At 64.0% G+C, this 24,700-nt stretch carries 18 protein-coding genes; 8 read left to right on the top strand and 10 right to left on the bottom strand.

The window, feature by feature from the left end:
* Nucleotides 1–60: 60 nt before the first annotated feature.
* The 4 genes from XalbCFBP2523_RS03450 to queF form a co-directional block, all read right to left on the bottom strand.
* Nucleotides 61–2,085 (bottom strand): M3 family metallopeptidase, encoded by a 2,025-nt coding sequence (locus XalbCFBP2523_RS03450; RefSeq protein WP_045766295.1) that lies wholly within the window; start codon nucleotides 2,083–2,085, stop codon nucleotides 61–63.
* A gap of 62 nt (nucleotides 2,086–2,147) precedes the next feature.
* Entirely contained in the window at nucleotides 2,148–3,251 is a 1,104-nt protein-coding gene (locus XalbCFBP2523_RS03455) for a PLP-dependent cysteine synthase family protein (RefSeq protein WP_045758421.1), read from the bottom strand.
* Nucleotides 3,252–3,424: 173 nt separating this feature from the next.
* Nucleotides 3,425–3,898 carry a hypothetical protein gene (locus XalbCFBP2523_RS03460; RefSeq protein ID WP_012917201.1) on the bottom strand — a complete coding sequence of 158 codons (474 nt, stop codon included), beginning with the start codon at nucleotides 3,896–3,898 and terminating at the stop codon, nucleotides 3,425–3,427.
* 529 nt (nucleotides 3,899–4,427) lie between these two features.
* Nucleotides 4,428–5,246: an NADPH-dependent 7-cyano-7-deazaguanine reductase QueF gene (gene queF, locus XalbCFBP2523_RS03465; RefSeq protein WP_012917202.1), complete on the bottom strand. Its 819-nt coding sequence runs from the start codon at nucleotides 5,244–5,246 to the stop codon at nucleotides 4,428–4,430.
* 451 nt (nucleotides 5,247–5,697) lie between these two features.
* Between queF and XalbCFBP2523_RS03470 the strand changes: the two genes are divergently transcribed.
* From XalbCFBP2523_RS03470 to XalbCFBP2523_RS03490, 4 genes are all read left to right on the top strand, one after another.
* Nucleotides 5,698–6,930, top strand: a complete 1,233-nt coding sequence (locus tag XalbCFBP2523_RS03470) for an efflux RND transporter periplasmic adaptor subunit (RefSeq protein WP_045766296.1) — start codon at nucleotides 5,698–5,700, stop codon at nucleotides 6,928–6,930.
* A 255-nt stretch (nucleotides 6,931–7,185) separates the two neighbouring features.
* Nucleotides 7,186–10,419, top strand: coding sequence for an efflux RND transporter permease subunit (locus tag XalbCFBP2523_RS03475; RefSeq protein WP_012917204.1), 3,234 nt, complete (start codon nucleotides 7,186–7,188; stop codon nucleotides 10,417–10,419).
* A gap of 31 nt (nucleotides 10,420–10,450) precedes the next feature.
* Nucleotides 10,451–13,573: an efflux RND transporter permease subunit gene (locus tag XalbCFBP2523_RS03480; RefSeq protein WP_045766297.1), complete on the top strand. Its 3,123-nt coding sequence runs from the start codon at nucleotides 10,451–10,453 to the stop codon at nucleotides 13,571–13,573.
* Between the two features lie 524 nt (nucleotides 13,574–14,097).
* The gene (locus XalbCFBP2523_RS03490) at nucleotides 14,098–14,583 is read left to right on the top strand and encodes a hypothetical protein (protein ID WP_045766298.1); all 486 of its coding nucleotides are present in this window, start codon (nucleotides 14,098–14,100) and stop codon (nucleotides 14,581–14,583) included.
* Between the two features lie 31 nt (nucleotides 14,584–14,614).
* Here XalbCFBP2523_RS03490 and hmgA read toward each other — a convergent pair whose 3' ends face one another.
* Nucleotides 14,615–15,916 (bottom strand): homogentisate 1,2-dioxygenase, encoded by a 1,302-nt coding sequence (gene hmgA / locus XalbCFBP2523_RS03495; protein WP_045766299.1) that lies wholly within the window; start codon nucleotides 15,914–15,916, stop codon nucleotides 14,615–14,617.
* A gap of 118 nt (nucleotides 15,917–16,034) precedes the next feature.
* On the bottom strand, nucleotides 16,035–17,102 hold the full coding sequence (gene hppD, locus XalbCFBP2523_RS03500) for a 4-hydroxyphenylpyruvate dioxygenase (RefSeq protein ID WP_104629900.1): 1,068 nt from the start codon (nucleotides 17,100–17,102) through the stop codon (nucleotides 16,035–16,037).
* Between the two features lie 188 nt (nucleotides 17,103–17,290).
* On the opposite strand from hppD, the gene XalbCFBP2523_RS03505 reads away from it, so the two are divergent.
* On the top strand, nucleotides 17,291–17,776 hold the full coding sequence (locus tag XalbCFBP2523_RS03505) for a MarR family winged helix-turn-helix transcriptional regulator (protein ID WP_012917209.1): 486 nt from the start codon (nucleotides 17,291–17,293) through the stop codon (nucleotides 17,774–17,776).
* A 78-nt stretch (nucleotides 17,777–17,854) separates the two neighbouring features.
* Here XalbCFBP2523_RS03505 and XalbCFBP2523_RS03510 read toward each other — a convergent pair whose 3' ends face one another.
* Together XalbCFBP2523_RS03510 and XalbCFBP2523_RS03515 are read right to left on the bottom strand one after the other, a co-directional pair.
* Nucleotides 17,855–18,457 (bottom strand): thioredoxin family protein, encoded by a 603-nt coding sequence (locus XalbCFBP2523_RS03510; RefSeq protein WP_045761031.1) that lies wholly within the window; start codon nucleotides 18,455–18,457, stop codon nucleotides 17,855–17,857.
* 16 nt (nucleotides 18,458–18,473) lie between these two features.
* Complete coding sequence (locus tag XalbCFBP2523_RS03515) at nucleotides 18,474–19,982, bottom strand: peptide MFS transporter (protein WP_045766301.1); 1,509 nt, start codon at nucleotides 19,980–19,982, stop codon at nucleotides 18,474–18,476.
* A 100-nt stretch (nucleotides 19,983–20,082) separates the two neighbouring features.
* Between XalbCFBP2523_RS03515 and XalbCFBP2523_RS16240 the strand changes: the two genes are divergently transcribed.
* Nucleotides 20,083–20,307 carry a hypothetical protein gene (locus XalbCFBP2523_RS16240; RefSeq protein ID WP_146084025.1) on the top strand — a complete coding sequence of 75 codons (225 nt, stop codon included), beginning with the start codon at nucleotides 20,083–20,085 and terminating at the stop codon, nucleotides 20,305–20,307.
* On the opposite strand, the gene XalbCFBP2523_RS03520 is transcribed toward XalbCFBP2523_RS16240, so the two are convergent.
* A complete protein-coding gene (locus XalbCFBP2523_RS03520; RefSeq protein ID WP_045766302.1) occupies nucleotides 20,304–21,164 on the bottom strand; it encodes a tryptophan 2,3-dioxygenase in 861 nt (286 codons plus the stop codon). The two genes, XalbCFBP2523_RS16240 and XalbCFBP2523_RS03520, sit on opposite strands and share 4 nt — an antisense overlap.
* 216 nt (nucleotides 21,165–21,380) lie before the next feature.
* Entirely contained in the window at nucleotides 21,381–21,710 is a 330-nt protein-coding gene (locus XalbCFBP2523_RS03525) for a DUF6172 family protein (RefSeq protein WP_045766822.1), read from the bottom strand.
* A gap of 238 nt (nucleotides 21,711–21,948) precedes the next feature.
* Here XalbCFBP2523_RS03525 and XalbCFBP2523_RS03530 point away from each other — a divergent pair, with 238 nt between their 5' ends.
* Both XalbCFBP2523_RS03530 and XalbCFBP2523_RS03535 read left to right on the top strand, forming a co-directional pair.
* Entirely contained in the window at nucleotides 21,949–22,875 is a 927-nt protein-coding gene (locus tag XalbCFBP2523_RS03530) for a carbohydrate kinase family protein (RefSeq protein WP_045766303.1), read from the top strand.
* 117 nt (nucleotides 22,876–22,992) lie between these two features.
* Nucleotides 22,993–24,606: a GGDEF domain-containing protein gene (locus XalbCFBP2523_RS03535; protein ID WP_045766304.1), complete on the top strand. Its 1,614-nt coding sequence runs from the start codon at nucleotides 22,993–22,995 to the stop codon at nucleotides 24,604–24,606.
* Nucleotides 24,607–24,700: the final 94 nt, after the last annotated feature.

Below are 24,700 nucleotides of genomic sequence, written 5' to 3' on the forward strand. Positions count from 1 at the left end.
GCGCGCGCCGCAACGGCACGTCGGCTTGGCGATGACCGACCTGCGAGGCAACTGCGGCACTCAGCTCGCCATACCATTGTGCCGCAGCAGCGCATCCAGTTCCGGCGCACGACCGCGAAACGCGGTGAAATTCTCCAGTGCCGGGCGACTCCCTCCGCGCGCCAAAATCTCGCGCAAAAAGCGCGCACCGGTCGCGGCCATCTGGTCCGGCGCATCCTCGAACGCGGCATAAGCATCGGCGCTGAGTACTTCGGCCCACTTGTAGCTGTAGTAGCCCGCCGCATAGCCACCAGCGAAGATGTGGCTGAAGTGATGCGGGAAACGGTTCCAGGCCGGCGGCCGATTCACCGCCACCGCATCGCGCACGCGTTCGAGCAATTGCAACACGCCTGCCGCATCGACGGCAGCACTGTTGTGCAACTGCATGTCGAACAACGCGAACTCCAACTGGCGCACGGCAAACATGCCACTCTGGTAATTCTTCGCCGCCAGCATCTTGTCGAACAGCGCACGCGGCAACGCCGCGCCGCTGTCCACGTGCGCACTCATCGCCTGCACCCGCGACCATTCCCAGCAAAAGTTTTCCATGAACTGACTGGGGAGCTCCACCGCATCCCATTCCACGCCGTTGATGCCAGCCACGCCCAGCTCGCCAACCTGGGTCAGCAACTGATGCAGACCATGGCCCATCTCGTGAAACAGGGTGACGACGTCGTTGTGGGTGAAGGTCGCAGGCTTGCCATCGCTGCCACGACCGAAATTGCACACCAGATACACCAGCGGCGTCTGCACGCCATCGACGCGATTGCGACGGTTACGGCCATCGTCCATCCAGGCGCCGCCGCGCTTGCCCTCGCGGGCGTACAGGTCCAGATAAAACTGGCCGACCAAACGCCCCTGTGCATCGCTGAGACGGAAAAAGCGCACGTCCGGGTGCCACAGCGGCGCCGTGTCGGCTTCCACACGTAAGCCGTAAAGGTCGTGGATGACGCCGAACAAGCCTTCCAACACTTTCGGTTCGGTGAAATAGCGCTTCACTTCCTGCTCTGAAAAACTGTAGCGCGCCTGCTTGAGCTGCTCGCTGGCATAGGCCAGATCCCAAGCCTCCAGCGTCTCCAAGCTCAGGTGCTCGCGTGCGAAGGCTTCCAGCTCGGCCCGATCGCGCTGCGCGTAGGGCTTGGCGCGTGCAGCCAGATCGCCCAGGAACTCCAGCACCTCCTCCGGCGTGCGCGCCATCTTGGTCGCCAACGAGTACTCGGCGTAGCTGGCGAACCCCAGCAGACCGGCCAGTTCGCTGCGCAGCGCCAGGATGCGTGCAATCGCCGCACTGTTATCCAGTGCCGGATCGCCAAACTCCGAGGCGCGGATTGCATTGGCTCGGTACAAAGTCTCGCGCAATGCGCGATCTTCGGCGTACATCTGCACCGGCAGATAACACGGCATCTGCAAGGTCAGTTTCCAGCCCGATAAACCGTCCTGCGCCGCAGCCGTGCGCGCGGCCATGACGACCTCTTCGGGCAAGCCAACCAAGCGTGCCGGGTCATCGATCAGTAACGACCAGGCATCGGTCGCATCGAGCACATGCTGCGAGAACGTAGCCGAAAGCGCGGACAATTCCTCCTGGATCGTGGCGAAACGCTGCTTATCGGCCTCGTCCAGTTCCGCACCGCCCAAGCGGAAATCACGCAACGCGTTATCCAGCACCTTGCGCTGTGCCGGATCCAGTGCAACGGCCGCTGGCGCATCCGCCAGCGCGCGGTACTGCGCGAAAAGCGCCAGGTTCTGCCCCAGCGCACTGAAGAAGCGCGTCACCTTGGGCAGGTTGGCGTTATAGGCCTCGCGCAGCGTCGGCGTGTTGACCACCGCCTGCAAGTGAACGACCTGACCCCAGGCACGCGACAGGGACTCGGTGGCGTCGTCCAACGGCGTCACGAAGGTGTCCCAGCGCAACGGCGCGATCCGCTCGGCCGCGGCGACCGCCGCTTGGGCTTGCGCCAGCAGCGTATCGATCGCCGGGCCGATGTGTTCGGGCTGGATCGCATCGAAACGCGGTAGTCCGGAAAAATCGAGCAGGGGATTGGTCATCGCGGAACTCTCGGTAACGGAGGAAGGACCGGCGACGCCAGCCATGACGGGGGAGATGGTGGTCACTCCAGCGCAGCACAAGGCAGCGCCGGCAGATCGCCACCCGCCAGGGCCACGGCCAATTGCGCATCGGCCTGTTCGACGTCGATGCCGTGCTGCAAGTACCACTCCGGCCGATAGTAGCTATGCGCGTAACGCTCGCCGCTATCGCACAGGATGGTGACGATGGAACCGCGACGGCCCTGCGCACGCATGCGCATGGCCGCTTGCAACACACCGACGAAATTGGTGCCGGTGGAGCCGCCCACGCGCCGGCCCAGGCGCGCGCTGACATAACGCATCGCGGCCAAGCTCAGCGCATCGGGAACTTTGATCATCGCATCGATGCAACTGGGGATGAAGCTCGGCTCCACCTGCGGACGGCCGATGCCCTCGATCCGCGAACCTCCGTTGCTGGTCAAGCAGGTGTAATCGCGCCCGGCCAGCGCCTCACGATAGCCGTCGAAGAACAACGATATCTCCGGGTCCGCGCACAGAATCCGGGTGGGGTGGCGGCGGTAGCGCACGTAGCGCCCAAGGGTGGCGGCGGTTCCCCCGGTACCGGGGCTGCATACGATCCATTCCGGCACCGGGTACGACTCCTCCTGCATCTGCCGGAAGATCGATTCGGCGATGTTGTTATTGGCCCGCCAATCGGTGGCACGCTCGGCATAGAGAAACTGATCCATGAAGTGGCCGCCGGTTTCGCGCGCCAGTTGCGCGGCGTCGGCATGCAGATCGCACGCGCGCTCGATCAGGTGACAGCGCCCCCCCTGAAATTCGATCGCGGCGATCTTCTCCGGCGACGTCGTCGCCGGCATCACCGCGATGAACGGCAGTCCCAGCAAGCGGGCGAAATAGGCTTCGGACACCGCGGTGGAACCACTGGAGGCTTCGATCACCGGCCGCCCCTCGCGCAGCCAGCCATTGGCCAGCGCGTACAGGAACAACGAGCGCGCCAGACGATGCTTGAGGCTGCCGGTGGGGTGGCTGGATTCGTCCTTGAAATACAGGTCGATCCCGGAGAAACCGGGCAGTTCCAAGGGGATCAGATGGGTGTCGGCCGAACGATTGAAATCGGCTTCGATCGTATGGATGGCGTTGGCCGTCCAGGCATGCTGAGTCATGATGATGCAGAAACGGAGAGACAGCGCCCACGATACACGTCCATCCAGGTGTCCGTCCGCACGTCGACGGCGTCGACGTACCGAACCTGGCGGATTACAGGGGTCCAGATGGTCGCCACGCTGCACATGCAGTCCGAACGCGCACCATCACAGCGGCGCGTACGCACCCAACATCAAGCATGCATTGCGCTATCCACGCCTGCCAGCAACGGACGCGGCGGACGCAAAGCCCCCAGCGTACCGACCAGATCGCGGTAGCCACGTGCGAGTTGCGCGAACAGACCCGCGTCGCAGTCGCGCGTTTCTGCGACTGCATGGTAAGCACCGCGGCCAAGATCGATGAAGTAGTCCACGCTGACCCGACGCCGCGCGGCCAGGCCGGGAAACAACCCGGCGATCAACAAACAGCTATCGCCGACCTCGCGCAACGCATTGGCACGGACACCCCCGACCTGCTCCTGTGCATGCAACCAGGCCAGCGCCTGAGTGCGCGCCAACAACTGCGCATCGCGCTGATAGCGCAACAGCACGAACACCAGATAGTGCTCGCGCGATACATCCAACGGCCGGCCCCGACGCTGCCCGGCCTCCTGCACCAACGCCTGCCATAGCTCGGCCGGCGCCCCCTGTCTGAAAGACTCGTACATACGTGCTCCTGGGTGGTGGAAACCCTTGGCTGGAGCTTATGCATAACCCGGGCCAGGACGTTGGCAGTCGACATCGCCGACTGCCAGAAAAACCGGCCAGCGCGTGGCGCTGTCAACAGCGTATTTTAAGAACGATGTGTCGACGGAGGTATCGAAATGACCGCGATTGCACATCCCGCATACGCTTGAGAACTTGGCACGAGGAAGTTGCATCGCCGGCTGACTTGGCACCTGGTATCGAGACCATCACTGCCTATTCCTCCAATGAACCGATCTATGCATCCATACCCAAATCCACCAAGCAGTCTTTAACCGGAAGGAAGGATGGATGGCATCAAGATTCAAGCGCAACAGGCGATTTGGAAGCAGCACTCTTGCCCCGCATCGCCTGGCGCAAACCCGAACACACTCTCCACCCATGGCATGCTACGTCCGGCACGTAGACCATGCGCAGGGTCGCAGAGATCGACCGACCCAGGCAGCAGCGGTGCGGGCCTGACAATGGCGATACCACCGTAGACCGCCAGGCTTATTGACGCGGATCGCGCAGGAACGTCAATGGCGCGACGACGTCAGGCGTGGCACGCCAGGGATTGATATCCAAACCGCCACGCCGGGTGTAGCGCGCTTCGACCTGTAACGACTGCGGATGGCATCGACTCATGATGTCCTGGAAAATGCGCTCGACGCATTGTTCGTGGAAACCCGCATGCTCGCGAAAGCTGACGAGGTAGCGCAGCAGGCCCGCACGGTCGATGCGTCCACCGCGATAACGCAAGTACAGCGAGGCCCAGTCCGGTTGGCCGGTGACCGGGCAGTTGGACTTGAGTAGAGCGCTGGTGAGGGTTTCTTCGACCACCTCATCCGCGGCGGCGAATAGAAACTCCGGATGCGGCGGGCCATAGTTGTCGATGGCGATGTCTAGAATGTCCAGCGACTCGCCTTGCGCGACCGTCTCCAATGGCGGCAGGCCGAATTCCATGGCCACATCGGCGCCGGCGCGTGCCGACAAGTCGGTAACGATGCAACTGCGCAGCGCTTCGGCGCTATTAAAACGCATCGCGTTGAGTGAATTGAGATACAGCTTGAGCGACTTGGATTCGATCAACGACGGCGAAGTGCATGGGACGTGCAAGGTCGCCGTCGCGACGCAGGGCTTACCCCGCGGATCCAACCAACTCAGCTCGTAGGCATGCCAACGATCCAGACCAAAGAATGGCAAGGCTCCGGCATCGATGCCGATCTCGGTGCGCGCGGCAGCGCGCGGAATGGGAAACAGCAGCGCTGGATCGTACTTCTCCGGATACGTGACCTCGCGGCCGAGACTGGAATCCTGTGGGGTGTTCATGCCTTGCAGTGTAATCGGCAGGGTCTGGCTGGCAGATGTACACGTCAGGCTGGGCTGCAATGCCAATGACGACAGCGATCCGCGCCGGGCACTCGGGCTCCGGGCACAGGCCAGGGTGAGAACGACAAGCCAGCGCGTGGACGAGCACCAGCAGACTCCAGGCATGGCGATCTACAAGTCGATGCGGATGAGGCATTCAGGCGAGGTAGTGCATTGGCGGCAGGCGCAGAACGGCCAATATTGGCGCCGCGGCGTGAAAACCCTTGGCAATCCGTGTCAACCGATGCCGCGCAGGTGCGTTTCCGCAGCCAGTGACCGACGTGACAGGCATCGGCGGTCTATCCCTTCAGTCATGGTCCAATCGCAACACAGCGGCGATATGCTTAGCCTATCCCACTAGCCACTGCGGACGGGCCTTACCCGCCCCGCTTTGCCACAGGAGTTTCCTCGGATGTCGCGTTTCTGGAAGATTGCACTGCTGATCCTCACAGCAGTGGTCGTCGTGATGGTGGGATCACGTGTCCTGCATGGTGGCTGGCATCACGGCGCGGACATGGACGCCGAGACCGACAACACGCCGGTTCCGGTGACGGTGGTCGCGGCGACCCGTCAGGCCGTGCCGATCTACGCCACCGCCACTGGCACGGTCACAGCACTAAGCACCGTCACCGTCAACCCACAGGTCGGTGGTCAGCTGTTGAGCCTGAATTTCCGCGAGGGCCAGGAAGTGAAGAAGGGCGACCTGCTGGCGCAGATCGATCCCCGTTCGCTGCAGGCCAGCTACGACCAGGCGGCGGCCAGCAAACGCCAGAATCAGGCACTACTCGCCACCGCGCGCTCCACGTTCCAGCGCTCCGACACGCCCGCCTACCGCCAGTACGTTGCCAAGACCGACCTGGATACGCAACGCAACCAGGTGGCGCAGTATGAAGCGGCGGTGGCAGCCAACGACGCGCAAATGCGCGCGGCGCAGGTGCAGTTGCAGTACACCCGCATCCTTGCCCCGAACGATGGCCTCACCGGCCTGCGCGGTGTGGATGTGGGCAACATCGTCACCACCAGCAGCAACATCGTCACCATCACCCAGATCCACCCGATCTATGTGACCTTCAACCTGCCCGAGCGGCAGTTGCAGGAGGTACGCCAGGCGCAGGCGGCCGGTCCGCTGTCGATCGCGGCGCTGGACCGCACCGATGCGCATGTAATCACCGGCGACGGCCATGTGGATGTCATCGACAACCAGATCAGCGCCGACACCGGTACGTTCAGGGTCCGCGCCCAATTCCCCAATACCGACGGGAATCTGTGGCCTGGGCAGTTCGTCAATGTGCGACTGACCCTGCGCACCATGCCCGACGCCGTGGTGGTCCCGACGCAGGCGGTGCAGCGCGGCCCCAACGGCGATTACGTGTATCTGATGCAGGGCGACAATAAGGTCAAGATGCAGACGGTGCTACAAGGCGTGGACGTGGGCGATACCCAGGTGCAGCTCGTGCAGGGCCTGAAGGCCGGTGAACGTGTCGTCACCGAAGGGCAATTCCGGCTCAAGCCAGGCACCAAGGTCAACGCGCTCAAGCCCGGCGAGGCGCCACCGGCGCCGACCGAAGCCGAACTAAAGGCCGCCGAAGAAAAACAGAAACGCCGGGAAGCCAACGGTGGCGGACATCGCGGCGGGCCGCACTGAGTGAACGCGCCAGACATGTGCCTTAGCAGTCCTGTAACGCCCGTGCGCCGCGTGCGCGTGCTATGGCATGCGATTGGCCGCGTGCGCCTCGCGCAAGCGCTCATGTGCATGGACACCGACACCATCGCCACCGCTTCCAGCCCCACCCGCCCCGCCTCGGCCATCACATCGGGCCGGCTCCGGTAGCGCGAACACTGCCGTTTCTCCCGCTGTCGGCACAGCCGCACCGGACTTCCACCAGCAAGGATTACCCCCGTGGGCTTTTCGACGCTCTTCATCCGCCGCCCGATCGCCACCACCTTGCTGATGGCAGGCGTGCTGCTGCTCGGCATCCTCGGCTACCAGCGATTGCCGGTGTCGGCGCTGCCGGAAATCGACGCACCCAGCCTTGTGGTGACCACGCAGTACCCCGGCGCCAACGCCAGCACCATGGCCTCGCTGGTGACCACGCCGCTGGAACGCCAGCTCGGACAGATTTCCGGTCTGCAGATGATGACCTCCGATTCGTCGGCCGGATTGTCCACGATCGTGTTGCAGTTCGCGATGGACCGCAACATCGACATCGCCGCACAGGACGTGCAGGCGGCGATTCGTCAGTCCATCCTGCCCCAGTCGCTGCCGTACCAACCGGTCTACAACCGGGTGAACCCGGCCGATGCGGCGATCCTCACGCTCAAGCTCAGTTCCGACACGCTGACGCTGCGCGATGTGAACAACTACGCCGACTCGATCCTGGCCCAGCGGCTGTCGCAGGTGCCGGGCGTGGGTCTGGTGTCGATCGCCGGCAACGTTCGCCCAGCGGTGCGCATCCAGGTCAACCCGGCGCAACTGTCGAACATGGGCCTGACCATGGAAGGGCTGCGCAGCGCACTGACCCAGACCAACGTCAACGCGCCGAAGGGATCATTGAACGGCAAGACCCAGTCCTACAGCATCGGCACCAACGACCAGTTGTCCAGTGCCGCCGACTACAGCGACACCGTCATCAGCTACCGCAACGGCGCGCCGGTGCGGCTATCGGACGTGGCCAAGGTGGTGGACGGCGTGGAGAACGACCAACTTGCCGCCTGGGCCGACGGCAAACCAGCGGTGCTGCTGGAGGTGCGCCGCCAGCCCGGCGCCAACATCGTGCAGACCGTGGAGAATATCCGCGCGATCCTGCCGCAGTTGCGCAAGGTGCTCCCGAGCGGCGTGCATCTGGACGTGTTCTCCGACCGCACCGAGACCATCCGCGCCTCGGTGCATGAGGTCAAATTCACCCTGATCCTGACCATCGGCCTGGTTGTGGCGGTGATCTTCGTGTTCCTGCGCCGGCTGTGGGCCACCATCATTCCGTCGGTGGCGGTGCCGCTGTCGTTGGCCGGCACCTTCGCGGTGATGACCTTCGCCGGCATGTCACTGGACAACCTCTCATTGATGGCCCTGGTGGTGGCAACTGGCTTCGTGGTCGACGATGCGATCGTGATGATCGAAAACATCGTGCGCTACATCGAACAGGGCAAGAGCGGACGCGAGGCGGCGGAAATCGGCGCGCGCCAGATCGGCTTCACCGTGCTCTCGCTCACCGTGTCGCTGGTGGCGGTGTTCCTGCCGCTGATCTTGATGCCCGGGGTCACCGGCCGCCTGTTCCACGAGTTCGCCTGGGTGCTGAGCATTGCGGTGGTGATCTCGATGCTGGTATCGCTGACGCTCACGCCGATGATGTGCGCGTACCTGCTCAAACCCGATGCGTTGCCCGAAGGCGAAGACGCGCACGAGCGGGCGACGGCGGCCGGCAAAACCACGCTGTGGACACGCACTGTGGCGCTGTACGAACGCAGCCTGGACTGGGTGCTGGATCATCAACAGCTGACCCTGATGGTGGCACTGGCAACGATGGTGCTGACCGTGCTGCTGTACGTGTTGATCCCCAAGGGCTTGTTGCCCGAGCAAGACACCGGGCTGATCACCGGCGTGGTGCAGGCCGACCAGAATGTGGCGTTCCCGCAGATGCTAAAACGCACCCAGGCGGTGGCCGAGGCGCTGCGCCGCGATCCAGCCGTGACCGGGGTGGCTGCCTTCATCGGTGCCGGCTCGATGAATCCCACACTCAACCAAGGTCAGCTCAGCATCGTGCTGAAGCCGCGCAACACGCGCGGCAGCCTGGAAGAACTGCTGCCACGACTGCAACAGGCGGCGGCCGGGTTGCCGGGCGTCGCGCTGTACTTGAAACCAGTGCAGGACGTGACCCTGGACACCCGCGTGGCCGCCACCGAATACCAGTACTCGCTATCGGACATGGACAGCACCGAACTGGCGACCCAGGCCACGCGCCTGACCGAGGCGCTGCGCAAGCGCCCGGAACTGGCCGATGTGGGCAACAATCTGGCCAACCAGGGCCGCGCGTTGGAACTGTCGGTGGACCGCGACAAGGCCAGCACGCTCGGCGTACCGATGCAGACCATCGACGACACCCTCTACGACGCGTTCGGCCAGCGCCAGATCTCGACCATCTTCACCCAGCTCAACCAATACCGGGTGGTGTTGGAGGTGGCCCCGGAATTCCGTACCAGCACCGCGTTACTGAATCAATTGGCGGTGGCCAGCAACGGCAGCGGCGCGCTGACCGCCAGCAACGCCACCAGCTTCGGTCAGACAACATCGAGCAATTCTTCCACCGCCACCGGCATCGGCGCGCAGAACATCGGCATCGCCGTCGGCGCCGGCGGCACCGTGCCGTTGACGGCGCTGGCCAACGCCAAGCTGGCGACCACGCCGCTGGTGGTCAGCCACCAGCAGCAACTGCCGGCCGTGACGCTATCGTTCAACCTGGCGCCGGGCTACTCGCTGTCGCAGGCGGTGTCGGCAATCGAGCAGACCCAGGCGCAGTTGCAATTGCCGCAGCAAGTACATGCCGAATTCATCGGCAAAGCCGCCGAGTTCAACGGCAGCCAGACCGATGTGGTGTGGCTGCTGCTCGCCTCGGTGGTGCTGATCTACATCGTGCTCGGCGTGCTCTACGAGAGCTACATCCATCCGCTGACGATCATCTCCACGCTGCCGCCGGCCGGCGTCGGCGCACTGCTGGCGCTGATGCTGTGCGGGCTGAGCCTGTCGGTAGATGGCATCGTCGGCATCGTGCTGTTGATCGGCATCGTCAAGAAGAACGCGATCATGATGATCGACTTCGCGATCGACGCACGCCGCGAAGGCGCCAATGCGCACGACGCGATCCGCCGCGCCTGTCTATTGCGCTTCCGCCCGATCATGATGACCACCGCCGCGGCGATGCTCGGTGCGCTGCCGCTTGCCCTGGGCGATGGCATCGGCTCGGAACTGCGCCGACCCTTGGGCCTGTCCATCGTCGGCGGCCTGCTGCTGTCGCAGTTGGTCACGCTGTACACCACACCGGTGATCTATCTGTATATGGAGCGCGCCGCCGAACGCCTGCGCGCCTATCGCGCGCGGCGCGCGGCGCGGGCTGGTACGGTCGCGGGGGAGCAGGCATGAGTTCAAGTGCGACCCGGCGGAACTCGGCCGCATGAACATTTCCGCGCCCTTCATCCGTCGCCCGATCGGCACCGCACTGCTGGCCATTGGCCTGTTCGTGATGGGCATGCTCTGCTACTTGCGGCTGAGCGTGGCGGCGCTGCCGAACATCTCGATTCCGGTCATCTTCGTCCAAGCCACCCAGGCTGGGGCCGATGCCTCGACCATGGCCGCCACGGTCACCGCGCCATTGGAACGGCACCTGGGCCAGTTGCCCGGGATCGACACCATGCGCTCCTCCAGCTCGGAGGGCAACAGCCAGGTGTTCATGATCTTCCAGAGCACACGCAACATCGATTCGGCGGCGCAGGACGTGCAGACCGCGATCAACGCCGCGCAAGCCGACCTGCCATCGGGTCTTGGCACCCCGCAATACGAGAAGGCCAACCCCAACGACGCGCCGGTCATCGCCATCGCCCTGACCTCGGACACACAGTCGGCCGACGAGTTGTACAACGTTGCCGATTCGCTGCTGGCGCAACACTTGCGCCAGATCAACGGCGTGTCCTCGGTCGATATCGGCGGCGCTTCGACCCCAGCGGTACGGGTGGACGTGAACTTGCGCGCGCTCAACGCGATGGGCCTGACCCCGGACGATCTACGCAACGCCGTGCGCGCAGCCAACGTGACCTCGCCCACCGGCTTTCTCAGCGACGGCGTGTCCACCACCGCCATCGTCGCCAACGACGCGGTGGCCAAAGCCGCCGATTTCGGCCAAGTCGTGATCGCACAACAACAAGGCCGTACGGTGCGTCTGCGCGACATCGCCAATGTCTACGATGGCCAGCAGGACGCATACCAGGCCGCCTGGTTGAACGGAAAACGGGCCGTGGTGATGTACGTGTTCACTCGCGCCGGCGCCAACATTGTGGAGACGGTGGACCGGGTCAAGGCGCAGATCCCGATGCTGCATACCTACCTGCAGCCCGGCACCAAGATGACCGCCTATTTCGACCGCACTCCAACCATTCGTGCGTCGTTGAACGAGGTGCAGGCCACGCTGTTGATCAGCCTGGCCATGGTGGTGATGACCATGGCGATGTTCCTGCGCCGGCTGGCGCCGACGCTGATCGCCGCGGCGACCGTGCCGCTCTCGCTGGCAGGCGCCGCGTTGGTGATGTCCATCCTGGGCTACACCCTGAACAACTTGAGCCTACTGGCGCTGGTGATCGCGATCGGCTTCGTCGTCGACGATGCCATCGTGGTCATCGAGAACATCATGCGCCATCTCGACGAAGGCATGTCGCGCATGGACGCCGCCCTGGTCGGCGCACGCGAAATCGGCTTCACCATCGTCTCAATCACCGCCTCGCTGGTGGCGGTATTCATTCCGATGCTGTTCGCCGGCGGCATCATGGGACTGTTCTTCCGCGAGTTCACCGTCACCTTGGTGGCCGCCATCTGTGTCTCGGCGGCGGTGTCGCTGACCCTGACCCCGATGCTGTGTAGCCGTTTCCTGTCCGCGCACGCCGAACCCGAACGGCCCGGCCGCATCGGCGCTTGGCTGGAACGCATGCACGCCGGCATGCTACGCGTGTACACCGTGGCGCTGGACTTCTCGCTACGCCACACGCTGCTGCTGGCGCTGACCCCGCTGCTGCTGATCGTCGCCATGGTGTTTTTACTCGGGATGATGAAAAAAGGCGCGTTCCCCGCGCAGGACACCGGCCTGATCTGGGGCCGCGCGACGTCCAGCGCCACCGTGTCCTTCGCCGACATGCTCAGCCGACAGCGCCGTATCACCGACATGCTGATGTCCGATCCGGCGGTAAAAACCGTCGGCGCACGCCTGGGCAGCAGCCGGCAGGGCTCCAGCGCCAGCTTCAACATCGAGCTCAAGCAACGCGACGAGGGCCGCACCGATACCACAGCGGAAGTGCTGACGCGGCTGAGTGCCAAAGCCGACCGCTACCCGGACCTTCAATTGCGTCTACACGCGATCCAGGACCTACCCAGCAACGACGGAGGCGGTACCAGCCAGGGCGCGCAGTACCGCGTGTCGCTACAGGGCAACGATGCCGCACAGTTGCAGCAGTGGCTGCCCAAGCTGGAGGCGGCGCTGAAGCAAAACCCGAAACTGCGTGATGTCGGCAGCGACGTGGACAGCCCCGGATTACGCCAAAACATCGTCATCAACCGTCCACTGGCCGCACGTCTTGGGGTATCGATCGGCGCCATCGATGGCGCACTGTACGGCGCCTTCGGCCAGCGCCAGATCTCCACGATCTACTCCAACCTCAACCAGTACAGCGTGGTGGTGAACGCATTGCCCGATCAGACCACCACGCCGGCGGCGCTGAACCGCATCTACGTGCCGGCGCGCAACGGCACGATGATTCCGCTCATGGCAATCGCGCACCAGGTGCCGGGCCTGGCACCGTCGCAAATCACCCATCGAGACCAATACACCACCATGGACCTGAGCTACAACCTGGCGCCAGACGTGAGTACCGGTGAAGCCGATGCGATCATCCAGGTCACCGCCAACGGTCTGCGTATGCCTGGCGACATCCGCATTGCCGATAAAGACGACTTCACCGCGAAGATGCAACCAAATTCAATGCTGGTGCTGGTGCTGACGGCGATCGCGGTGGTCTACATCGTGCTGGGCATGTTGTACGAGAGTCTGGTGCATCCGGTGACGATCCTGTCCACGCTGCCAGCCGCGGGTATGGGCGCGCTGCTGGCGCTGTGGATCACCGACACCGAACTATCGGTGGTCTCGATGATCGCGCTGGTGCTGCTGATCGGCATCGTCAAGAAGAACGCGATCATGATGATCGACTTCGCTCTGGTCGTCGAACGCACGCATGGCAAAACGCCCATGGAAGCCGTGCGCGAAGCTTGTTTGGTGCGCTTCCGCCCGATCATGATGACCACCATGGTGGCGATCCTGGCGGCGGTGCCGCTGGCGGTGGGCCTGGGCGAAGGCTCGGAACTGCGACGCCCGCTCGGCATCGCGATGATCGGCGGCCTGTTGGTCTCGCAGAGCCTGACCCTGCTCAGTACCCCGGCCCTGTACGTGATTTTCTCCTGCCTGCGCGACCGCTGGCGTGCGCGACGCGAACGGCGCCAATCACGACGCCAACAATTACCGATGGCAGCGCAGCGCTGAGGCACGTCACGATGTGCGTCGGTCGCCACACGCACAGGCGCCGGCAGCCACGCGACGATCGACCCGCCGCGCACGACGCACGCCTCGCGCCGGCTAGAACGCCTCCGCCATGCGGACAGCCGGTTAGCGCTTGACCGGCGCCTGTGCGGGCGGCACGTCAGTATCGGGCTGATCCATGTCAGGTGGCGGCAACGCACCCTCCCCGGCCGCAACGGGTGCAGGGGGAAGTGGCGGCGCTGCGGGTGCAGGACCCGGCGGCGGAGCGGGAGGCGGCGACAACGGCGGCGACGGCCCCCGATCGCAAGCGGCAAGGCCGAACAGCAGCGACGCAGCGACAAGCAGAGCAGGCTTCATTGACAGTCTCTCTCGCTGGAACAACAGATAGCCTAACGCGCCGGCTCCGCAGGTCGGCGCGAGTGACATGGCGCCGTTCATTTCAACAAAAATTAAACATAAATAATGCCTTTTGTCATCCGCGTTTCACCGCAGATCGACACGCTGGCGTCTCGTCCATGTCCCCGCACATGCATCCGCGCAAGACCGCCCTCGCCCTTGCGGCATTACAATCCCACGACACGCCGCTGGACATGCGCCAACGGCGCGTCTTGATTCTGGCCGACGGCCAGCGCAGCGCCGAGGAACTGGTCGCGCTGGGCGGGCACAATGCGGCGGCGATCATGCAGGGCCTACTGCAACAAGGGTATCTGGATGACGGCCGTCATGCCGCCACGCCGCTTGCATCGGTCGCCACTTCCTCCGACCCACGCCGCGCACTGCTCAATGCGCGCATGTACCTGCTCGACCTACTGCAGTTGCAGCGCCATCCAGCCTCGCCGGCACTGCAACAGCGGCTGCGCGCGGCGCGCGAAGAAACCGCGACCCTGCACGCGATCGCGCAGGCGCTACGCACCATGCCAGAGATGACCTCCGAGCGTTACGCGCAGCGTATTCGTGAACGGGTGCTGGAAATACTGCCAGCGCCACTGCACGACGCGCTGGCCGCCGCCTGAACGCACAGGGCGCAGCGGATGGAACGCGCGCTCAAGGCGCACGGAAGTGCCGACGTAATCCCTGCCAACACTGCTGGTAGTCACGCTGGCGGTGCGCGGCTTCCAGCGCCTGCGAGGTCGGGCGCAACACTGCGCGGGTCTCGAACATGAAGGCCATGGTGTCGGCGATCACGTCAGGGCGCGTCAGGTCGGTCTGCGATGCCCTGTCGAACGTGGCGGCATCCGGACCATGCCCGCTCATGCAGTTGTGTAACGACGCACCGCCAGGCACGAAGCCCTCGGCCTTGGCGTCGTAAGCACCGTACACCAGGCCCATGAATTCGCTGGCGACATTGCGGTGGAACCACGGCGGCCGGAAGGTATGCTGGGCCACCAACCAACGTGGCGGGAAGATCGCAAGATCGACGTTGGCAGTGCCAGGAGTGTCACTGGGCGCGGTAAGCACGGTGAAGATGCTCGGGTCGGGATGATCGAAACTGATCGAACCGATCGCATTGAAACGGCGCAGATCGTATTTGTACGGCGCATAGTTGCCGTGCCAGGCGACCACGTCCAACGGCGAGTGCCCAATCAGCGCCTGCCACAAATGCCCCTGAAACTTGGCGATCAAGACGAAGTCGCCCTCATCTTCCTCGTAGGCCGCCACCGGGGTGAGGAAATCGCGCGGGTTGGCCAAACCATTGGCACCGATCGGCCCAAGTTCCGGCAAGCGCAGCAAGGCACCGAAGTTTTCGCAAACATATCCCCGCGAAGGGCCATCGGGCAGCGCGACACGAAACCGCACACCACGCGGAATCACCACGATCTCCTGCGGCGCCACCTCCAGCGTGCCCAACTCGGTACACACGCGCAGCCGTCCCAGTTGCGGCACGATCAATAATTCCGCATCCGCATCGTAGAAGAAGCGCCCCTGCATCGACGCATTGGCCGCGTACAGATGTACCGCCACCCCATGCTGCGCCTCGGCCGAGCCGTTGCCGGCCATGGTGTACAGGCCATCGACGAAATCCACCGATGCTTCCGGCAACGGCAACGGACTCCACCGCAACTGGTCCGGAGGCACCGGCCCATCTTGGAACGCGTTATGGAACCCGTACGCCTGGGTGTAGGCAACGAATCCATCATGCAACAACGCCGGCCGGATCCGGTACAGCCAGCTACGTCGGTTGGTCGCGCGCGGTGCGGTGAACGCAGTCCCCGACAACTGTTCGGCATACAACCCGTGGGCCACGCGCTGCGGCGAGTTCTGCCCGACCGGCAACGCCCCCGCTACCGCCTCGCTAGCGAATTCGTTACCGAAACCGGACTGATAGCGAAGGGAATCGAAGTGCATGATCGGACTCGCAATGACGGAAAACGTAACGCGTGGAGAGCTTACCGCCAGCACAGTGTACGCAGCCGCAGGACGCCAAGTGCTGCGGACGACGCGAGCGCATTGCCCGGCGCGGCGGTCAAAGCACGCCGCGCTTGATCTGATCGCGCTCGATACTCTCGAACAGTGCCTGGAAATTGCCTTCGCCGAAGCCTTCGTTGCCCTTGCGCTGGATGATCTCGAAGAAGATCGGACCGATGCAATTCTGGGTGAAGATCTGCAGCAACTTGCGCTGTTTGGTCTCCGGATCGGCGTCGATCAGGATCTTGTTCCTGGCCAGCCGTGCCACATCCTCGCCATGGTCGGGAATACGCTGATCGATAACATCGAAATAAGTATCAGGCGTTTCCAAAAACTCCACCCCGGCCGCGCGCATGCGCTCCACGGTCACGTAGATATCGTCGGTGAAGCAGGCGATGTGCTGGATACCCTCGCCATGGTAAGCGTCCAGGTATTCGTTGATCTGGCTCTTCGGATCGGACGATTCATTGAGCGGGATGCGCACCACGCCATCGGGCGCGGTCATCGCCTTAGACACCAAGCCGGTCTTGGCGCCCTTGATGTCGAAGTAGCGGATCTCGCGGAAATTAAACAGCCGCGCGTAATAATCCGACCAACGCTGCATGTTGCCGAAATACAAGTTGTGCGTCAGGTGATCGATGAAGGTCAGGCCAAAGCCGACTGGATGCAGATCGGCACCGGGCACCGGCTCGAACTCGGCATACACCGATCCCGTGTCACCATACTGATCGACTAGGTACAGCATGCAGTCGCCAATACCCTGGATCACAGGTGCCGGCACCGCGCGGGTATCGGGCTTGTTCGCCACAGCTTCGCCACCGTTCTCCAGCACCTCGGCGAACACCGCATCGGCCGGATGCTTGAAGCGGATCGCGAAGCCGCAGGCGCAAGGACCGTGCGCGGCAGCGAAATCGGCAGCGAACGAATCCGGCGCCTCGTTGACCAGGAAGTTGACCCCGCCCTGCCGGTACACCGTGATCGCGCGATGGGGGTGACGCAACACCGCAGTGAAGCCCATGCGGCGGAAATACTCATGCAGACGCTCGCCCTGACCGGCGGGCGCGGCGAACTCGACGAACTCGAAACCGTCGATGCCCATCGGGTTGTCGAAGGTAGTGACCTGCATGCCGAGGTTGGTCGGCTGCGGCGGATGTTGCGGCTGTGCACGCATAACCGTCTCCTGGAAGAGGAGTCGCGGCGACCGCAGCGGAGATTTCACATGCGGACGGACGCCAGACTCGCGAGAATGGAGCAAAAGCTTCTTCTCCCTCCACTATAGTTACAAATGAAACAACTATCAAGGTGCAACGCAGTATGATGATCGCAACGCCCGTCTCACCGACGTCTGACCAGTCCTCGCTGGATCTCGAGCAGTTCCTGCCCTACCGCATCAGCGTGCTGTCCAACCGGATCAGCAGCAACATCGCCCGTGTCTATGGCGAACGCTACGGCATGGCGGTGACCGAATGGCGGGTGATGGCGGTACTGGCGCTGTATCCGGGGCTGTCAGCCGGGGAGGTCTCCGAGCGCACCGCGATGGACAAGGTGGCGGTGAGTCGCGCGGTGGCCCGCCTACTCGAGCGCGGCTTCATTCATCGCGAGACGCACGGCGATGACCGCCGCCGCTCGGTGCTGCACCTGACCCACGCAGGTGTGGAGGTCTATCATGTGGTCGCACCGATGGTGTTGGAATGCGAACGACGCCTGCTGGCACCGTTCAACGAAGACGAGCAACACCTACTGCACCAACTGATCGACCGTCTGGCGACCGAAGGCCTGGCCAACATGACCGGCCGCTGAGACCGTGCTGTCGCGGTTGCAGGGTGCGCCTGCAACCACGATAGCAGCCCAGGAGACGGCGCTGTCGCGATCATGCTGCTACGGCTTCGGCGGCGCCCATTCCTTGAAGAACGCGAAGAGCTTTTTGCGGTCGTAGCTCTTACCCTTCTCCAGCTCGCCGGTAAACTGCGAGTGCAGCAACTTGCCGTCGGCATCGAGCACGAGCAGGTGCGGGAAAGACACGATCTTCGGGTACTGCGCCAGAAACGCTTGGTTCTCGTTGTCTTCGCTGAAATTGACCTTGACCCAGACGTAGTTGGCATCACGGAAGCTGCGCAGTTCTGCATCCTCCTGGATAAACGCATCGAGGATGTGGCACCACGAACACCACTCCCCGCCCACGTCGAGCATGATGCGCTTGCCACCACGCTTGGCCTCGACGATCGCCGTCTTCAAGTCGTCGACCGGATCGCGGTGCGGATCGAACTGCGCGCTCAGCGCCGCCGCCGCGGCCACGTCGGCCGCCGCCGGGGTGTTGCCCGAGGCCACCGGCTGGCTCGGATCGGCCACCGGCGGCTTCTGCACCGAGGTATCCAACGGCTTGGCCGGCGCTGGCGCATCGGGGGGCGGCGCATTCTTGTCGCAAGCGCCAAGCGCCAACATCAACGCCAGCGCAGTCCACATCGTCTTGTTCATCGACATTGCGACATCCTCAAGGTCATTTGATGCCATGCATCAACTTATTGATCAGCGGTGCAATGAGAAACAGCAACACGCCCGAGCCCAGCAACGCCCAGAAACCGAAAGTGTAGCCTTTCAGCGCCGAGGCCACCGTCATCCCGCTCTCGCCGCTGACTCCCGCGGCGAAGATGCCCGAAAGATTGTTGCCGATCGCGGTGGACAGGAACCAACCGCCCATGGCGAAGGCCACGACCTTGGTCGGCGCCAGCTTGGTGGTCATCGACAAACCGATCGGCGACAGGCACAACTCGCCGACGGTCTGGATCACGTAGACCATGAACAAGGTCCAGAACGGGATCTTGCCAGCACCATCGACCAGCGCGGACAACGCGTACATCAACAGCGCGAAGGCCAGACCATTGAAGATTAAGCCCAGGCCGAATTTGCGCGGGATCGACGGATTGGCCGAGCGCAGCGCTACCCACAGCAACACGAACACCGGCCCCAGCACCAGAATTGCCAGCGTATTGACCGACTGGAACCAACCAACCGGAAAGATCCAGCCGCCCAGATCGCGCTCGACGATATTCTGGGCGAGGAAGTTGAACGAGCTGCCCGCCTGCTCGAAGAACATAAAGAACATCACGTTGAACACGAACACGATCAACATCGCAATCGAACGATCGCGCGGCACCTTGCCCTCGCGGATGCCCTCGATCAGGATCATCGCGCACAAGGCCACGAACAAGGTGGTCAGGATCCAGCCGAGAATGCTGGCATCGATGAGCAGCAGGCCATAGGCCGTGGGAATCAACAGCAGCGTCGCCAACAGCACCGCAACCGTGGGGCCCATACCTTCGCCACCGACAGGCGGCCGGCCCACCGGGCCAAGCTGACACCGTCCGATCCAAAACCACACCAGGCTGATCAGCATGCCGATCCCCGAGGCGATGAACACATATTTGTAGGCCGGCATGGCCTCGGTGCCGAACAGCTTATCGGCCAGTAGGCCCGTCAAGATCGGCGCGAAGAATCCGCCCGCGTTGATGCCCATGTAGAAAATCGTGAACCCCGAATCGCGACGCGGGTCGCTGGGCGGATACAGCTTGCCGACCATGGTCGAAACGTTCGGCTTGAACAGGCCGTTGCCGGCGATGATCGTGGCCAGGCCGATCTTGAATATTGCTTCGTTGGGAACCGCGATCAGGAATAGCCCGACCGACATGACCACCGCACCGATCAACAACGAGCGCTGATAGCCGATCAGCCGGTCGGCCACGAAACCGCCGAACAGCGCCGAGGCGTACACCAACGCCAGATAGGCGCCATAGAGTTTATTGGCCGGCGCCTCGCCCGTCCCGGCGCCCTTGAAGAATTCGGCCACGATATACAGGGTCAGCGCCCAACGGACGCCGTAGAACGCGAAGCGCTCCCAGAATTCGGTCATGAACAGCATCCACAACGGACGTGGATGGCCCAGCAGAGTTTTGAACTCGGGCGGCTGCGGTGAGGCGGGGTGGTTCGACGCGACGACGTCAACACTCATTCGGTGTTCCCTTGCGTATTCAGTATGGGCTGGGGGTAGGCATCCGGCCAGGCCGGGCGACGGGCGAGGATCACCGAGCGGGCGCTTGACGTCAAATGCCGTGAAGTTCCAAACCCTGGAAGCGAGAAAAACCGGCCGCGGCAAGCAAAAGAAGCGCCCCCATGGTGCCAACGCCGCAACGCCATCCGAACACCGCTTTCCCACAGCGGCAGCCTCGAAAAACAAGGCATCGGCAGAAGAACGGGGCATCGCCTGCGCCACGCGCTACGGCGACATCGCGTGCCGCATCGCCTGCCGGTCAGCGTCCACGCGTCCTGAATCCTAGCGATCCATTCCCACCGACGTGCGCACCTCGAACAACTCGGGGAAGAACGTCAGCTCCAATGCTTGCTGCAGGAAACCGACACCACTGGAACCGCCGGTACCGCGCTTGAAGCCGATCACCCGCATCACCGTGCGCATGTGGCGGAAGCGCCAGAGTTGAAACTGCGTCTCCAGGTCCACCAAGTCCTCGCACAGCGCGTATTCGCGCCAATAGCGATCGGTGTACTCGTAGATGCGCTCGAACACCGGGCGCAGCAAAGAATCGCTGACATGCGGCTGACGCCAATCGCGCGCATGATAGATCGCCGGCACCGCATGGCCGAAGCGGGCCAGATAGCGCAAGAATTCTTCGTACAGACTGGGCGCTTCCAGCACCGCTCGCAGCGCGGCCTGGCCCTTGGGGTCATGGTCGAACACCGGCAACATCTGCACGTTCTTGTTGCCGAGCATGGATTCGATGAGACGGTACTGCAACGACTGGAACCCGGAAGATGGCCCCAGCACATCGCGGAAACCCATGTACTCCGATGGCGTCATCGTCTCCAGCACAGACCACTGCTCGGTGAGCTGACGCAGCACCTGCTTGCTACGCGCCAACACCTTGCGACACGGCCACACGGCATCGCGCTGCAAATACGCGATTGCCGCCTGCAACTCGTGCCCCAGCAGCTTCAACCACAGCTCGGAGGTCTGGTGCTGGATGATGAACAGCATCTCGTCATGGTGCGGCGGGTCCGACAGTGGTTGCTGCGCCGACAGCAGCCGATCCAGGCGCAAGTAGCCGCCATAGGTCAGACGGCCTTCCAGATCGGTATGGATCCCGGTTTCGAGCGGGCGCTGGTTGTGTTCGACGGGCATGGGTGGCGCGGACAGTCTGGGCCGGCAAGGGTACCGCAGCGACGGCTGTCGCAGCTTGTTACGCGCGCCCAGGCGAACCGTCACAGCTTCCGAGCAGACACCGGCGTGTGCGAAGCGCACTCGTGTACGCCGCTTTCGTCATCGCTGTATCCACGCAAAGGCCCTGCCGTTGTCGCGTCGGTCAACACAACCGGCACGCAGCACAATGAACGCCCCTCAGTCCTCGAACGGATCGCTCTCGGCAACGCTGGACGCTCCCTTGGCCCGCGGCGGACGCGCACAGGGACGGCTACGGATTTCCACATAAAACTGTGTGCCACCTGCGGCGACCAACGCATCCACCGCGCGCAGCAACTCCGCCGGCGGCAGCACCGTGGCGTTGGCCTGCTCTTCACCAAACAGCGTATCGAAATCCCAGTAGTCGGCGCCGGCCGGCAAGGTCTTGCGACGCTCGCGACGAATGTACTTGCGGATATCGTGCTTGGCCGCATCGAGCAAGCGATCGGGGTGCTTGCCCTCGATGTGGAGCCGGTAGGTCTTCTTCACTGCGAACATCCTGAAAAGGGAACAGGCGACGGCTGCCGTGGCGCACGCGCGCTACGGCCGCACGGCCGCGCACGTGCGGCGCAGGGGCGACGCGGGCCGCCATGGTGCCAGAACCTGCCGCACGCTGCGGATTGTCCGGATCATCGAGGACTACCCCATCGCTGCCGACGCAGGATAGGCCACAATAGCCGGCTGGCGCGCCGACCGGCGCCGCTGCCACCTGACCAGGAGCCGTTCGATGTTCGTAGTGTGTGGAGAAGCCTTGTACGACATCTTCATCGATGGCTATGCCGGCACGTCGGTCGGCATGACCGCACGACAGGGCGGCTCGCCGTTCAACGTGGCGATCGGCCTGGCCAGGCTGGGCTCGGCCTCGGCGCTGTTCACTGGCCTGTCCACCGACCCGCTGGGACGCCAATTGCGCGCCACCCTGGAGCGCGAAAGCGTGACGCTGGACTACTGCGTGGACAAACGCGAGGCGACCACCCTGGTGATGGTCGCGCTGGATGCCGGCGGTGTTCCCAACTACGCGTTCTACGGCACCGGCTGCGCCGACCGCGCATTGACCAGCCTCGATCTGCCGACCTTGGCCCCTGCGGTCGGCGGCCTGCATTTCGGCTCCTATACCCTGGTCGCCGAAACCACCGCCAGCACCTTCCAGGCCCTGGCCGAGCGCGAACGCGCGCAGCGGCTGATCTCGCTGGACCCGAACGTGCGGCCCACCGTGGAACCGGACATGGCGGTATGGCGTGCGCGGCTGACGACGTGGATCGCCCTGGCGCACGTGATCAAGGTCAGCCAGGAAGACATCGAACTGCTGTACCCCGACCAAGATCCGTTCGCCATCGCCCGCAGCTGGCTACAGCAGGGGCCATCGCTGGTGGTGATGACCCTGGGCGGCGACGGTGCGGTGGCCTGGAGCGGCGACAGCGAGGTGCGCGTCGCCGGGCGGGTGGTGCAGGTGGCCGACACCGTCGGCGCCGGCGACAGCTTCCAGGCCGCCCTGCTGCACCAACTGCCCAACCTGGCCGCACTCTCTGCGCTGGGCAGCACCCCCGCCGCACTGGAGCAGCTCGTGCGCTTTTGCGTGGCCGCAGCGGCGATCAACTGCACCCGTGCCGGAGCCAACCCGCCATCCCTTGACGAGGTGCGCAGCGCACTCTGAGGCGCATCCCGGCACCACTCAAGCCCGCGCGATCGGCGCCGATATCCAGGACCTGAGGGTCGCCCCGGGGCCGCGCATGCGGCAAGGCGTGCCCACCCACGGGGAGGATAACCGGGCATGCCGGATCAACGCGACGAGCCGCCAGTGAGCGGATTGCGCAAGCTATTGTCGCCGCGGCGGCGCGATCCGGTACCCGCGACCGCTGCCGCCGCCAAAGCGCCAGCGCGCACGCGCAAGCAGGCGCACGTGCAGACGCAAGAGGTCGTGCCATTGCCCCCCCCCGCGATCGACCCGGCCGCGGCCACTGCGGCACTGATTCGCCTGTTTCAGCACGCCCACGAACCCCCGGAACTGCTCGGCGCCTTCGCCGACGGCATGGCCGGGCTGCATGGCGAACTCGGCGACATGGGCAGGCGCCTGCAATCGGCGGCCAGCAGCGGCGACTGGCCCAGCTACGGTCGCGCGCTTCGCCAACTCATCGACAAATACATCCGCACCATCGATGTGGACGACCCACTGGCCGGCCCCAGCGATAGCGAGCGCCTGCGCGACCTGCTGCGCCAAACCGTGGCCGGTGCCCTGGCCTCGCTGCTGCACACCCTGCCGGAACTGGCCCACGAAGCCGAAGCCAGCGGCGAGGCAATACGCCAGTGGCAAGCCGGGCAGTCGCTGGAACCGGTGGCACAACGCGTGCGCGAGTTGTGCCACCAGATCGCGCTGCGCGCTAACGACAGTCAGGAACAGCAGACCCTGCTACTGAGCCTGTTCGACCTGTTGCTGGAGAACATCGGCGAACTGCTCGACGACACCAGTTGGCTACAAGGCCAGATCGCGGTGGTACGCGACCTGATCGTAGGACCGCTGGACCGCTACTCGATCGAAGAAGCGCGCGGCAACCTGCGCGAAGTGATCTACAAGCAGGGCCTGCTCAAGCAGAGCATCGCCGAATCCAAGGAAGCGATGAAAGGCATGATGGTGTCCTTCGTCGAAGAACTGAACGGCATGGCAACCAGCACCGGCGAGTTCCACGACCGTATCGCCGATTACTCGCAGACCATCCGCGACGCACGCAGCATCGCCGACCTCAACCGACTGCTGCAGGAAGTGCTACAAGACACCGGCCATGTACAGCAGCAGGCACTGCAAGCACGCGACCACCTGATCGCCGCACGCCAGGACGTGGAAGCGGCCGAGCAACGCATCCTGCACCTGGAACAGGAACTACGCGACGTCAGCGACCTAGTGGGAGTGGACCAGCTCACCGGCAGCCTCAACCGTCGCGGCCTGGACGAACTGTTCGCGCGCGAGCTGGTCCGCACCGAACGCAGCGCGCAGCCGCTGTGCGTGGCGATGTTGGACATGGACGACTTCCGCACGCTCAACGCAACCTACGGCCACGCCGGCGGCGACGCCGCACTGCGCCATGTGGTCGAGGTGGCGCGCACCACCCTGCGTGCCAGCGATGCAATCGCGCGCTTCGGCGGCGAGGAATTTCTATTACTGATGCCGGACTGCACGATCTTCGAGGCCAACGCGGCGGTAAACCGGGTGCTGCGTGCCCTGTCCCAGCGCGCGTTGATGCACGAAGACCAGCGCGTCTTCGTCAGCTTCAGCGCCGGAGTGGCGATGCGCGCGGCCGGCGAAAACCAGGACGCCCTGGTACGGCGTGCCGACCGCGCGATGTACGAAGCGAAGAAGGCAGGCAAAAACTGCGTGGTTTCTGCGGATTAGCCTGCACTCCGAACCGCTGTTGGGAAACACGGTACTCGCAACAGCGTAGCGCTCGCGCACAACGGCCATCGCCAGCCCACGCGCATCGCATGCA

The organism is Xanthomonas albilineans (assembly GCF_002939705.1).
Classification (GTDB): Bacteria; Pseudomonadota; Gammaproteobacteria; order Xanthomonadales; family Xanthomonadaceae; genus Xanthomonas_A; species Xanthomonas_A albilineans.